The following is a 14,387-nucleotide window of genomic DNA, read 5'->3' on the forward strand; positions in this document are numbered from 1 at the left end:
GAATATTATAATTTATTATAAGTAAATTATAGTATTCTATTATCTTTCCCATCTTGCTATATCATATCTATTATTAAACCCAATCCATTTATATAGAGAAATTGCATTAACATTATCTTTATCAACGCCTAAAGCAAGTTCTGATATATTCTTTTCTCTAGCCTTACTAATTAGGTTATCTAAAAGTAATTTACCTAGTCCCTTCCCCCTAAAAATATCGACTACCCCGAAATTAACAACAGTATACATTTTTCTAATATAGATTATTTGACCATACGCAACTACAACATTATTTATTTTCATAAAAATTGCTAAATCTTCAATGTAATAATCTTGCTTAAAATCATTTTCAATATCTTCTACTTCAATAGGTACACGATCAATATTTTTAAAAACATTATTTTGTATTTCACATCTTAATAAAGCATCGTTTTTTATATCTACTTTTTGAAATGAAATGAGAATATCATCATATTTTTCATTGCTATAAATATTAAGTAATTTTAATAATTTCATATCGTACTTTAAAGTAGATTTCAAATTCGTTATTTCATTTGTTTTATTATATTCATTTAATTTTAAATTCATAATAATAGATGGTCTTGCTTTCCTAAAACCTAAATTACTTAACAATTTGTTGCTATTTCTATTTTCAATAGATTCATAAACCAAATATTTCTCGTTAAATCTTTTTAAAATATCATTAGTAATAATATCAATATAGTTGTCTTCTACATACAAAGAAAAAACCTTAATTTGTGAATCAATAGGTATTTCATACCATATATATCCTATAAATTCTTCATTATACATAAAAAGCTTAACAAATTTCTTTAAAAATATCTTTGGAATAAAGGATTGATTATAATAATACTCAAAAAAGTCTTTATCATAGGTCTCTCTTTGAAAATTTTCTTCGTATAGTTTCTTAAATTCATCTAAATTACTAGACGATAATCTAACCAACGAAACCATATAAAACCTCATAAAATAAATTATTATATAATTTTAATATATATTAGAAGAGATTACATCTATACGATGTAATCTCCTTAGTAACTTTAACCTACGTTTTATTAATTATTCTGTATCTCTTATGCTAAGTGCTATTTTTTTAGCATCTTTATTAACTTCTAAGATTATACATTTAACATCTTGACCTACAGTTAATACTTCAGAAGGATGATTAATGTGGTTATGGCTTATTTTAGATATATGCACTAACCCATCTAATCCAGGTTCTAATTCTACAAATGCCCCAAAATCATTTATTCTTACAACTTTACCAAGAACTGCTGATCCAACAGGATATTTTTCTTCCACATTTGTCCATGGTTCTGGTGTTAATTCCTTAATGCTAAGTGATAATTTTTTATTTTCTTTATCTAAACCAATGATTTTAGCATTAACTACTTGACCTATTTTTAAAACTTCATCACAAGATCTTACTAATTTCCATGAAATTTGAGAAATATGAATTAATCCATCAACTCCATCAACTTCAGCAAAAGCTCCAAAGTTTGTAAATCTTTTAATTTCAGCAGATACTACATCACCTAAATTAAATTTCTCCCAAGCTTTTGATTCTTTTTCTTCTATTTGTTCTTCTAGAATTACTCTTCTAGATGCAACAATTTTAGAAGGATTTTTTCTAGAGAAATCAATTAATCTAACTTCCATTTCAGTGTTTACAAATTCACTTGTATCTTTTATAAATCTTACATCAATATGAGAAGCAGGAATAAATATTCTTACTCCGTTAAAGTTTGCAACTAACCCTTTTTCTCTTGCCTCTTTTACAAGTACTTTAAATGTTTCTTTTCTATCAAATAATCCTTCTAATAATTCTAAAGTTTCTTCTTTTTTATACTCTAATCTAGATAAAACAACGTAATTATCTTCATTTCTTAACTTAATTACTTTAGCTTTTATGCTATCGCCTTGTTTTAAATTTCTTAAAGTTTCTTCTAAATCTTCAGCATACGTTAATTCATTAAACGGGATTACTCCATCTGTCTTATACCCTACTAAAGAAACAAATACCTCTGAAGAACCTATCTTAAGGATTTCCCCCTGTACTTCATCTCCTATTCTAAATCTTAAATCCATTTGATCCATCAATTGTAATTGATCTTCCATCTATATATCCCCTTCCATTAATTCAACTACTTCATTTATAATCCAATCTGGAGTTGAAGCTCCAGCTGTAATACCTATTTTATTTATTGTACTATCATTAATTATCTCTGTTGATAATTCAGATGAATTTTCTATATGAATCGCACGTTTGCAATTCATCTTTGCAATTTGATATAATTTTGTTGTATTTGAACTATTCTTTCCTCCTACAACAATCATTAAATCTACTGTTTTTGATAATTCAAAAACACCCTTTTGTCTTATTTCAGTTGCTGCACAGATTGTATTAAATGCTAAAAGTTCCTTAGTTCTAACAGATAAATTTCTTATTGTGTTTACCCAATTTTCTTCTTTTTCAGTAGTTTGAGATACTACACATATCTTATTAGGTATTCTCTCAGGAAGCTCTCCATCTTTAGTTATTATGGCCTTATTATCACACCATCCATTTATACCTATTACTTCTGGATGATCTTTATCTCCTAAAATAACTATTTGATAACCTTCTTTAGAATATTTATTGACTTTCTTTTGGATATTAGTTACAAACGGACAAGTTGCATCTATTGTTATTATTCCTTTAGATTCTAATAAGTCCATTACAGCCTTTGAAACACCATGAGATCGTATTATAACTGCATCCCCTTTTGATAATTCATCTATGTTATCTATTGAAATTGAAAAAACATCATTATTTTCTAGATATTTTACAACATCATTATTATGAATTAGTGGTCCTAATGTATAAATTTTTTTACCGTAGTCTTTCTGAATTTTTACTGTCTGATCTACCGCTCTTTGAACCCCAAAACAAAAACCTGCACTCTCAGCTAAAATTACTTTTCTTTTCATGCTGTTTATCTCCTGTTGTTAAATTTTACTACCCAACAATATTATTGTAATTTATTTTTTATATAATTACAAATAAATTCTGTAACTTCTTCTATAGATAAATTAGAACTATCTATTTCAATTGCGTCATCTGCCATTCTTAATGGATCTACTTCTCTATTACTATCTATATAATCTCTTTTTATAATATCGCTTAATAAAGTATCGTAATTAACTTCTATTCCTCTACTAACTAATTCATTAAATCTTCTTTTTGCCCTCTCTTCTGCTGTTGCAGTTAAGAAAAACTTAAATGGTGCATTTTTTAATACTACTGTACCAATATCTCTACCATCCATTAAAACATTATATTTTTCAGACATATTCCTTTGTAAATTTACAAGCTTTTGTCTTACTTCAGGAATTGAAGCGTAATTTGATACTATTGAGCTAATTTCTGGCATTGTAATTTTTTCTTGAACATTTTTTCCGTTTAATATCAAATCATCATTTTCAAAATGCATTTCTAATGTATCTATTAACTCCATTAGCCTTTTTATATCTGATGGCGCTATATTATTTTCCTTTGCCATTAAAGATACAGCTCTATACATTGCACCTGTATTTATATACATTAAATTAAATTCTTTACTTACTAACTTTGCTATAGTACTCTTTCCAGCACCTGCTGGTCCGTCTATCGCTACAGATATTCTCATTTATTTGCCACCTTTCTTGCTGCTAACCATTTATTTATCATTAAGATTATATTATGAATTTGTTAAGTAAACAAGATTTTATATATTTATTCCTGCTATATATCCTGTGGATAAAGCTATTTGAACATTATATCCACCTGTAAATGCATCTACATCAATTACTTCCCCTGCAAATGATAAATTTTCAATTATCTTTGATTTCATTGTAGATGGGTCGATTTCATTTGTAGATACTCCACCTGCTGTAACAATAGCTTCTGATAGAGGTCTTAATCCTTTTACAGTAATCTCAAAACTTTTTAATAAATCTACTAATCTTTTTCTCTCTTCCCTAGTTATTTCATTAACTTTTTTGTTCGGATCTATATTTGATAATTCAATTATTATTGGTATTGTCTTTTGTGGTAATAAATCATTTAATGAGTTTTTAAAATCGTTGTTTATATACTTTTTAAAATCTCTTTGTATTCTTTTGTCCAACTCTTGGTGATCTAAAGCTGGTTTAAAATCTATTAATATCTTAAAATTTTCATTTTCTTTTATATATCTTGAACCACTTAATGTTAAAGGTCCCGAAATACCGTAATATGTAAATTTAATTTCACCTTGCTCTTTATACAATACCTTATTATTAGATTTTATAACCAATCCTATATTTCTTAAAGATAATCCTGCTAATTCTTTTATAAATTCTTCTTTAATTTCTATAGGAACTAAAGAAGGTTTTAATTTTACTATTGTATGCCCTATATTTTCAAGTAGTTTAAAACACTCACCAGTTGATCCTGTCAACGGATATGATGCTCCTCCAGTGGCAAATATAAAGTTATCAGCATATATTTTTTTTGAATTATTAATTTCTACAGCAACAATTTTTGATTTATTCATTAAAATATTAGTTACCTTTGAATTTAATTTCACTTTAACGTTAGCTTCTTCAAGCCCATTATTTAATCCTTTAATAATATCAGATGATTTATCAGAGTATGGAAATATTCTTCCTCCTCTTTCTGTTTTTAATTTTATTCCTTGTGACTCAAAAAAATTTATTGTGTCCTCATTAGTAAATGTATATAAAGAACTATATAAAAAATATGGATTTCCAGGAATATAATCAAAAAATTCACTTATATCCTTTGCATTTGTTACATTACATCTACCTTTTCCAGTTATGAATAATTTTTTACCTATCCTATCATTTCCTTCTAGTAATGTAACATTATTATTTTTTGCAGCACTAATAGCAGCCATAATTCCTGCTGGCCCACCACCTATAACAACAACATCAGCCATATAAATCCTCCTAAAAACTAATTAATAAAAATTAAAGGAATTAACAAATGCTAATCCCCTTAATTGATTCTATTCTAATATCCTGAATTTCTCCCGTTATAAGAATAAACATTAAAATCATGCCAAATCTTTTCTAGATCATTAAAAATATTAGAAATTGTTTCTTTCTCTCTTAATCCAACAGCAACTATTAAAGCATTAATTACTGATAAAGGAGCAACAAGAGAATCAACAAATGATGCCATATTACTTTGAGCAACTAAAGTATAATCTGCTTTTGCATCTAATGGTGATAAATAACTATCTGTTATAGCTACCACTTTTGCTCCTCTATCTTGTGCTATTCCTAATGCATCTATCGTCTTTGAAGAGTATCTAGGGAATCCTATCCCTATAACTAAATCTCCTTCTCTAATACTTACCATTTGTTCAAATATATCTGAAATTCCATTACCTACAGTTTTTACATTCTGTAAAATTAGATTTAGATAAAATTCTAAAAATTCAGCTAATGCCATAGAACTTCTTAATCCTATAATAAATATTCTTTTGGCTTCGAAAATGCTATTAACAACAGCATCGAAAGTTTCGTAATCAATCTTTTCCATAGTTGCTCTTATATTCTCCATGTCAGATTTTAATACACCTTTCAATGTATATCCATTGCTTATATAATCATTTGATAGCTCTAATCTCTGAACAGTAGTCAATTTCGTTTTTATTAATTCATGAAGGGATTTTTGTAATTTTGGATAACCTGAGAAACCTAATTCTATTGCAAATCTAACAACAGTTGATTCAGAAACTCCTACAGCCTCTCCTAGCTTTGAAGCAGTCATAAAGGCAGCTTTATCGTAGTTCTTTAATATATAATCTGCTATTAGTTTTTGTCCCTTACTAAGTCTTGTAAACTTTGTTTGTATTAATCTCATAAGATCATTTGATTCACAATTATTATTTTTCTCCATAACTACCTCTTCTTATAATATATATAGATAAATAATTTTAGCATTATTTATCTTTTTAATCAATTAATTATTTTTTCTCAATTACAAATAAAACTGGTGATTTATTGCTTCTATTTATAATTTCATGTTTCATAACTGCATATCTATTTTTAGGTAAATTATCTAAATACTCTTTTATATAAATATACTCACTCATACCTTCATCATGGCCTCTATACGATGTAATTAACATCATTCCCTCTGATTCTAGAATATCTAATCCTAATTTTATACTTTCTAAAGATGAGTTATAGCAAGTAGTAATAGATTTATCACCACCTGGTAAAAATCCTAGATTGTATACAATGCAATTAACATTTTCTTTTATATATTCTAAAAATTTATGATGAGAATCATTAATTACTAGAACATTTTGCTTTTCCTTCTGTTTGTAAGTCTCACAAGCAATCTTTTGGATATCAAATGCATATACTAATTTAAAGTTATCAGCTAAAAAGTCTGTGTCAAATCCATTTCCTAATGTACCATCAATTGCTACGCTCTTTTCTTTTACAAAATTTTTTATAATATAATGTGTTAATGAACTAAAATCTGCTGTATAAGTAAACATAATCTATACCCTATAATCCTTTTATATAATTAACTTCTTCTTGAGTTAACAATCTCCAACTTCCTTTTTTTAAGTTACCTAATTTTATATTGCCCACAGATACTCTCTTTAATTTTAATACATTATGATTTAAAGAAGAGCACATTCTTCTAATCTGACGATTCTTTCCTTCATGAATAGTTATTTCAACAGTAGATCTTATAATATTTTCACCTGTCTTTTTAAGCGTAACTGTTTCTTCATCTATAATTTCTATATTAGCGCTAGATGTAACATATCCACCTATATCTACACCATTTTTAAATTTTTCTATTTCTTTTTCTGTAAATTTTCCTTCACATACAGCTATATATTTTTTATCAATAGCCACTCTTGGATGTATTATTTTATTGTAAATATCACCATCATTAGTAAGTAGTAAAAGACCTGAACTATCATAATCCAATCTACCAATTGGATAAATTCTTTCATTAACATCTATTAAATCTAATACAGTTTTTCTTCCTTTTTCATCACTTACTGATGTAATATATCCCTCTGGTTTATTTAACATTATATATATCTTTTCTTCTTCAGGTTTTATAACTTTATTACCGTACTCTACTATATCTGTATCTACATTTACTTTAGTACCTAGCTCAGTTATAACATTACCATTAACCTTAATTTGACCTGATAAAATCAGTTCTTCGCTTTTTCTTCTAGAAGCTACTCCACATCTAGCTATGTACTTTTGTAATCTTTCTTCCATTAAGTTCACTCCATTTTTAAATCTATTACTTTGTAATTATATCTTTATATATTTAGATATACAATAAAATTACGAGCAAAAATATAATAATTATACATTTTTCTTTATTAGTTAGATTTTATTTTAAATATATGCTAAAGTATATATTGTATAAATTATACCAAATCTATTTAAAACTACAATGGGGTGAAACTTATGTATATTGAGAATGTAAAAAAAGCAAGAGAAAATATCAAAGATGTAATCGTTAAGACTCCAATTCTTCATAGTAAAATATTTAGCGATTTATGCAATAATATAGTATATATGAAATGTGAAAATCTACAACTTACAGGTGCTTATAAGTTAAGAGGAGCTCTTAATAAAATAAAAGGGTTAACTGATTATGAAAAATCTCAAGGAGTGGTATGCTCCTCTGCTGGTAATCATGCCCAAGGTGTTGCATATGCTTCAAGTTTAATTGGTGTAGATGCAACTATAGTTATGCCAAAAACTACACCTTATCTTAAAGTACAATCAACAAAAAATTATGGTGGTAACGTTGTGTTAGAAGGTACTTGCTATGATGATGCATATAATGAAGCAAAAAGAATTGAAGCAAAAGAAAATAAGGTGTTCATTCATCCATTTAATGATATTGATATAATATATGGTCAAGGAACAATAGCATTAGAAATATTAGAAGATATTCCTAACATAGATTGTATAATTTGTCCAATTGGAGGCGGTGGTCTTATAAGCGGTATTTCATTAGTCGCAAAGGAAATTAATCCTTCTATTAAGATAATAGGAGTGCAATCTGAAGGAGCTGCTGCTATGGCTAATAGCTTTAAAAATAATAGATTAACTCCGCTAACTACTGTTAATACAATTGCTGATGGTATAGCTGTAAAAACTCCAGGAGATAAAACATTCGAAATAATAAAAGACCATGTTGATGAAATTATTACTGTTTCTGATGCCGAAATTGTAGATGCATTTTTATTACTTACTGAAAAACACAAGTTAATTGCTGAAGCTTCAGGAGTAGTATCATTAGCAGCATTAAAGAAATTAAATTTTACTGGTAAAAGAGTTTGTTCAGTTATTAGTGGAGGTAATATAGATATGCTAACTATTTCTACTCTAATAAATAATGGATTGGTTTCAGGTGGAAGGTTATTCTGTTTTTCAACTGAAGTTCCAAATACTCCTGGACAACTTCTAAAACTATCACAATTATTAGTTAAAGAAAATGCAAATATAGTCAGCTTAGATCATGATAAGTTTAAAGCAATAAATAGAATAAATAACGTTCTTGTAGAAATTACTGTTGAAACAAATGGAGATTCACATATTGAAAGAATAGTAAATGCTCTTGAAAACGAAGGTTATTCTATTCGAGTTATGTATTAATATTTAGAGGTTAATGTATTTTTTTACATTAACCTCATTTTTTTATTTTAAGAAAACTAACTAATTTTTGTATATTATTTTATATTTTGTGTTAATAATTATAATATTAATTTTTAGTTGGTGATAAATTTGTTTAAATATATGAAAAAAATTATACTTCCATTATTTTTATTATTAATATTTTTTATTACATTAAGTTATGATTCCATAAGATTTTATTTTAATATAACAAAAGAAATAATCAATCTAAATAGTAACTTAGCTGTAATTGCTAGCAACTTTTATACAGAACCTACATCAGAAGTATCATATAAAGATGTAGTATATAAAAGTAGAGGAAATCTAGATTTAACCTTAGATATTTATAGTCCCAAAAAGACTAATAAGGGCGCATCCCCTGTTATAATATATGTTTTCGGTGATTCCTGGATGTATGGTAATAAAAATCTACCATCTGAATTATCGCCAATAATCGAAATACTAAGAAATGAAGGGTTTACAATAATATCTACTTCTTATGAATTATTAAAAACAGATGCAATTTTTGATAAACAAATATCAGATATTAAGGATACTATAAGATGGATATATAAAAATAAAGATATTTATAACTTTGATACTGATAATATAGGAATAGTATCCCCATCAGCAGGTTCACAACTTTCTATGATTGCCGCTTTTTCTGATAATAATATGTTTATAGATGATTTAAGTTTAGCCTCTTATCCATCTAATATATCTTACGTTGTAGATTTATTTGGCCCTACAGAATTATCAAAAATAAATATCTCTCTAGCTCCAACAGAAGTAGCAGAAAAATTTGACACATATGATATAGAAAATATTTCCGAATTATACAGTCCTATTAATTACGTAAAAGAAGATTTACCTAATACACTTATTATTCATAGTATAGTAGATACCATTGTTCCATATAGTAGTTCTTTAAAACTTTTTAATGAATCTAAAAATAACAATAACAACTTTGAACTTCTATCATTAGAAACTTGTACACACTATTTGGAGAATCTATCTACTAAGGAAGCTATTACACTATATTTTAAAATTCTAAGTTTTATATATAAAAACTCAAAAAATTAGGAGATAAATAAAATCTCCTAATTTTCTTATTATACTATATACTTAAATACTCATACTTATTGGTACTACTAATAGAGTTTTTCCTTCTACTTTAACTCTCGGCTCTGTAGGAATAATTAATCCATTGCTCTTTAGGCTATTATTTAATATACTATGTGAAGCAAGCAATTTTTCGTAAAACTCTGGTTGACCTGTTTTTCTTAACAAATGTATATATTCACCTTCTTCACAAACTCTTATGACCTTTCCTATTATTTTACAAGGACATCCAGCCCTTTCGTAAATATTACCATAATTATTAAATAAATATTGATTATTCATCATTACCACTACATCATTATTATTAGTATTAATAATTACATCTTGAGTATTATTTACATTTAAATAATCTCTAAGAGTTATTAAAGAACTAGATAGAACATTATAATTATATATATTACTAGATGTACTTTTAGCTAAAGAATTTAGAGTATCGCATCCTATACAATTAATTAAATTACAACAAACATCTACATAGGATAATATTGAATCTTCTCCAATAACTCCATTAAGCTGTATATAGTCTCCAACAGATATATCATCACTCATCCATTCATCGGAAACATTTTTTAATATGTTAGAATCATTTAATCCATTTACTAATTGATTATGAAGTTCGAATACAGTATAAATTCTTGTAAGTTCCTCTTCTCTTCTTATAAATCTTCTCCCATCTAATCCTTCAGCTTTTTCTTTAGTATTTGTTAAAGAATCTGCACTATTATAATTTTTACCTTTATATCCATCTCGTTCATCTCTTATACATCTATCCTCTTCAAAATATTGCTCTCTATCTTGAAATCTAATATTTCCTGAAATAGTTCTATCTTCGATCCACCTAGAAGTTCTTTTTTCTATATATCCCTTTATAACTAGGGAGTTTAAATTTTTTGTTAATTCTTCATCAAGATAAATTAATAAATCAGTAAGACCTATCAAGCTTTTCGCCCCTAACATAATCTTTATAGTAGATATCTTATTCCATTACAATAAAAAGTTTCATATTTAAAATTCAATTATAATAGCTCTAAATTATCAGTAGTTAACTTATATGTTACATCTTTTCTCTCAACAATTATGTTAATCTTATCATTTATTTCTTTATCATTGGTTATTTTATGTAATAGTTCCTTTGTAGGATTTATCGCATACGGTGTTCCAACTAACTTAAACATGGTATAATCTCCAGCTGTATCTCCATATGCATAGCTAGCTGATAAATCTATATTATACTTTTCTTTCATTTCCAAGAGAGCCTTTTCCTTACTTTCTGAATCCCACATAGGAATAACATCACCAGTATAGTTATTATTTTTATCACTTATATAAATTGTACCTTTAAAATCATCCATATTATATTTTTGTGACATCTCTTTTACTAATTCATATGGGGATCCGGATATTGCAATAACTATGTGTCCTTGCTCTTGATGCCATTTTATTCTTTCTCTTGAAAAAGTATATACTCTATCACCTTTTTGTTCTATAACTTTTTTAGCTACATGCTCTATTTGCTCTTTGCTAATTCCTTTAATCGCTTCTACATAAATATCCACCATCTTTAAAAGATATGTATCATAATCTCCTTGCCTTTTATCCCATAATAAATATGCTGGACGTACTTCTTTATACCACTTCTCCTCGTCTACTAATTCATATTTAATTATTTTTTTAAATACTTCTGTAATTAAACCTTCTCTATAAATTGTTCCATCAATATCAAAAAAAGCTGCAATTTTTTTCATATTATCCTCCTTTGTTTAAGTTACTTTTATTTATTCTAATATACCCCTAATCAATAATCAACGAAAATAATATACTAAAAAGCAAAATAATAAATATTATCAATAGAGATATAAGCGTTGGTATAACTATATTAAAATATAAAATAATTAACTTAATACCAGTAAACATTAAAATAAATCCTACTCCATATCTCATACATTTAAACATCGAATCGAGTTTGACAAGTAAAAAATATAAACTTCTTAAACCTAAAATCGCTAAAATATTTGAACTATAAACTATTAATGGATTGGTAGTTATAGAAAAAATTGCTGGAATGGAATCTAGAGCAAATATAATGTCAGAACTCTCTATTAAAATCAAAATTAGCATTAATGGTGTTGCCAAAAGATGCCCATTTATTCTTACAAAAAACTTTTGACCATATATTTTATTAGTTACTGGTATTATTTTTTGAATAAATCTCATAAAAAGATTACTTTTAAATTCTTCTGTTTCATTATGATTGGTAAATAGCTTAATGCTGCTTATTACAAGAATAAATCCAAAAATATATAGTAACCAGTGAAATCTATTTACTACAGCAATTCCTAAAAATATGAATATAAATCTTAATATCATTGCCCCAAATATACCGTAAGCTAAAACTCTATGTTGATAATTAATTGGAATTCCGAAGCTTGAAAATATAACAAGGAATAAAAATAAGTTATCTACACTTAAACTTAATTCGATAACATACCCACCTAAAAATTCTAATGCATCACCTGCTCCATATAGATAATAAATAATAATATTTACTGCTATAGCAAGACTAACCCAAAACAAAAAATTTCTTAAAGCACTTCTAGTATACAACATAACTCTCCTTATAAATTACTACAAGTTATTTATATGTGATTTGAGTTAAATATATATCTACAACATAATATTATTATTTTAAATACATAAACGCCAGAAATACTCTAATTGTATTTCTGGCGTAATATAATTATTTTTGTGTCATTTTAACTACTAGTTTTGCTAACACATGCTTATCATGTTGATTTCCTACATCCCAAAGTTCTTTCAGTAATCTTTCTTCATCATTTGCAGGTTCAACATGATTAGCTAGAAAACCTCCAACTTTTTCAGCTATATTATTTATACTATTATTTGATAGTCCAATATTTTCTCCTAAATCCACAGCTTTTCCTAGAGCCTCTTTCCAGTTATTCCATTCATTTGAATTATCCATGTGTTACCCTCCTAAAACTTTATAAGCTTAGTATTATCCTTATAGAAAATACTATTCAGTTTAGAATTACATTTAATTTAAAATTCTAATGTATAAGTTTTCCTGAGTCACTAACATGAATTAACTCTTCTGGATAAGGCATAAAAAAACTTTGGTTTAGTAAATACTCTAAATCAAATCTTACTATGTATCCCTTTACTAAATATAAAGGTACTGAAAAAGGAACTAATCCCTTCTTATATTTATCTATTGTATTCCAAATAAACTGCATTTCGTCCTGCGTAATATTATCTTTAAAACTATCAACAGATTTTAATAATACATTTATATTTGATGTATATCTTGGAGCTCTCTCTAATAATTTATTAAGATATTTTTCATATTCAATAAATACGGTGTTACTATTAAAAGATTCATCATTATAGATTAACGAATCTAATAATTTTGAGTACTTTTGACTATAAGCTAAAAATAATAGTGTATTTTGCAAATGAAAGTTTCTTAACATATCTTTATCATTACTTTTTTTAGCATTCCTAAAATTAGCTAATACAAATATTCTAGTTAAAAAATGTTCTCTAATTTTAAAGTTTGTTAGTCTTCCTTCATCTTCAATTATTATATTAGGATATTTATTACTTACTTTTTGAACAAAAATTCCTTTTCCTCTTCTAATAGCAGCCCCTTTATCTACTGACGTATATATCTTAGCATCTTTTAATCCACATGTTGGAGATTTATTTTTTAAAATAAATCCATCAACATCTCCTAAATCAGTCAAAAACTTTTCTATAAAATCACATAATTTCCCTGTAACGTCTTCTCCTGTTTTTGATACAACTATCTCTAATTTATCATTTTTTTGAACTATTCTTAAAATATCCCTTGGAGTAGATAACCCTGAATCTGACTCTGGGCACACTGTTATAAATTCTACATATTTTTTTAAATTTTCTATAAAACTATTATTTTCAATTCCACCATTATATCTACAAGCATCAAAGCCTAAACATTTACTAATAACTAATATTGGCTTAACATCATAAGTCATAGAAATCTTCCTTCCTACATAGTTCTTATGATATTTTCTGTAGTTTAATGCTTATTTATTCAACATAAGGTTGTTTCTATAATTATTCAACTTGTTTTAATAATCTCTTTATTAGATCCATTGCTTTTCTTTCACCTAATTCTTCATGAACTATAACTATTATAGCTTTCACATCATTATCTGATGGATCCCATTTATAAGCTTGAAATTTTACTATTGCATCTTCAGGTAAATATTCTTCTATTTCATATCCTATTTCTTCAGATATAGTCATATACTCTTCAAATAGTGTATCTTCATCTAGGTCTTCTATTTTATAATTTTCTGATATAACTTCATTTAATTCTGATATATCTATACTTAAATTTAAAGCAACTATATCTTCTCTTTTTGAACCTTTACTCATGTCCTTTATTACTTTAAACTCTGTATTTTCTTCTATCACCTTTATAAAATCTTTACTATCAACAACTCTATTTCCAAATGCAATATACATTTTAATTCCTC

14 protein-coding genes and 1 pseudogene are annotated in these 14,387 nt (G+C 26.6%); 2 read left to right on the top strand and 13 right to left on the bottom strand.

Annotated elements, in window-relative coordinates:
- Positions 1-39: 39 nt before the first annotated feature.
- From LQE93_RS04250 to LQE93_RS04280, 7 genes and pseudogenes are all read right to left on the bottom strand, one after another.
- Positions 40-975 carry a GNAT family N-acetyltransferase gene (locus LQE93_RS04250; RefSeq protein ID WP_231072153.1) on the bottom strand — a complete coding sequence of 312 codons (936 nt, stop codon included), beginning with the start codon at positions 973-975 and terminating at the stop codon, positions 40-42.
- Between the two features lie 105 nt (positions 976-1,080).
- Positions 1,081-2,991 (bottom strand): annotated as a pseudogene (locus tag LQE93_RS04255) (bifunctional 4-hydroxy-3-methylbut-2-enyl diphosphate reductase/30S ribosomal protein S1).
- A gap of 41 nt (positions 2,992-3,032) precedes the next feature.
- Positions 3,033-3,689 (bottom strand): (d)CMP kinase, encoded by a 657-nt coding sequence (gene cmk, locus LQE93_RS04260; protein ID WP_055262992.1) that lies wholly within the window; start codon positions 3,687-3,689, stop codon positions 3,033-3,035.
- 78 nt (positions 3,690-3,767) lie between these two features.
- On the bottom strand, positions 3,768-4,982 hold the full coding sequence (locus tag LQE93_RS04265; RefSeq protein ID WP_055262990.1) for an NAD(P)/FAD-dependent oxidoreductase: 1,215 nt from the start codon (positions 4,980-4,982) through the stop codon (positions 3,768-3,770).
- 74 nt (positions 4,983-5,056) lie between these two features.
- The gene (locus LQE93_RS04270) at positions 5,057-5,950 is read right to left on the bottom strand and encodes a MurR/RpiR family transcriptional regulator (protein ID WP_055262989.1); all 894 of its coding nucleotides are present in this window, start codon (positions 5,948-5,950) and stop codon (positions 5,057-5,059) included.
- Between the two features lie 67 nt (positions 5,951-6,017).
- The gene (locus LQE93_RS04275; RefSeq protein ID WP_055262987.1) at positions 6,018-6,560 is read right to left on the bottom strand and encodes a tRNA (mnm(5)s(2)U34)-methyltransferase; all 543 of its coding nucleotides are present in this window, start codon (positions 6,558-6,560) and stop codon (positions 6,018-6,020) included.
- Between the two features lie 10 nt (positions 6,561-6,570).
- Positions 6,571-7,311, bottom strand: a complete 741-nt coding sequence (locus LQE93_RS04280) for a pseudouridine synthase (RefSeq protein WP_055262985.1) — start codon at positions 7,309-7,311, stop codon at positions 6,571-6,573.
- Between the two features lie 195 nt (positions 7,312-7,506).
- On the opposite strand from LQE93_RS04280, the gene ilvA reads away from it, so the two are divergent.
- Together ilvA and LQE93_RS04290 are read left to right on the top strand one after the other, a co-directional pair.
- On the top strand, positions 7,507-8,706 hold the full coding sequence (gene ilvA, locus LQE93_RS04285; protein WP_231072154.1) for a threonine ammonia-lyase: 1,200 nt from the start codon (positions 7,507-7,509) through the stop codon (positions 8,704-8,706).
- Between the two features lie 129 nt (positions 8,707-8,835).
- Entirely contained in the window at positions 8,836-9,807 is a 972-nt protein-coding gene (locus LQE93_RS04290; RefSeq protein ID WP_055262981.1) for an alpha/beta hydrolase, read from the top strand.
- A 42-nt stretch (positions 9,808-9,849) separates the two neighbouring features.
- Here LQE93_RS04290 and LQE93_RS04295 read toward each other — a convergent pair whose 3' ends face one another.
- From LQE93_RS04295 to LQE93_RS04320, 6 genes are all read right to left on the bottom strand, one after another.
- Positions 9,850-10,785 carry a hypothetical protein gene (locus LQE93_RS04295; protein ID WP_055262979.1) on the bottom strand — a complete coding sequence of 312 codons (936 nt, stop codon included), beginning with the start codon at positions 10,783-10,785 and terminating at the stop codon, positions 9,850-9,852.
- 77 nt (positions 10,786-10,862) lie between these two features.
- Positions 10,863-11,591 (bottom strand): HAD-IB family hydrolase, encoded by a 729-nt coding sequence (locus tag LQE93_RS04300; protein WP_055262977.1) that lies wholly within the window; start codon positions 11,589-11,591, stop codon positions 10,863-10,865.
- A 46-nt stretch (positions 11,592-11,637) separates the two neighbouring features.
- Entirely contained in the window at positions 11,638-12,450 is an 813-nt protein-coding gene (locus tag LQE93_RS04305) for a TerC/Alx family metal homeostasis membrane protein (protein ID WP_055262974.1), read from the bottom strand.
- 133 nt (positions 12,451-12,583) lie between these two features.
- The gene (locus LQE93_RS04310) at positions 12,584-12,829 is read right to left on the bottom strand and encodes a DUF3243 domain-containing protein (protein WP_186838631.1); all 246 of its coding nucleotides are present in this window, start codon (positions 12,827-12,829) and stop codon (positions 12,584-12,586) included.
- Between the two features lie 85 nt (positions 12,830-12,914).
- Positions 12,915-13,880, bottom strand: a complete 966-nt coding sequence (locus LQE93_RS04315; RefSeq protein WP_231072155.1) for a YbgA family protein — start codon at positions 13,878-13,880, stop codon at positions 12,915-12,917.
- 82 nt (positions 13,881-13,962) lie between these two features.
- Positions 13,963-14,376, bottom strand: a complete 414-nt coding sequence (locus tag LQE93_RS04320; RefSeq protein ID WP_055262968.1) for a hypothetical protein — start codon at positions 14,374-14,376, stop codon at positions 13,963-13,965.
- Positions 14,377-14,387: the final 11 nt, after the last annotated feature.

It is taken from the genome of Clostridium sp. NSJ-145 (assembly GCF_021044725.1).
Lineage (GTDB): Bacteria > Bacillota > Clostridia > Clostridiales > Clostridiaceae > Clostridium > Clostridium disporicum_B.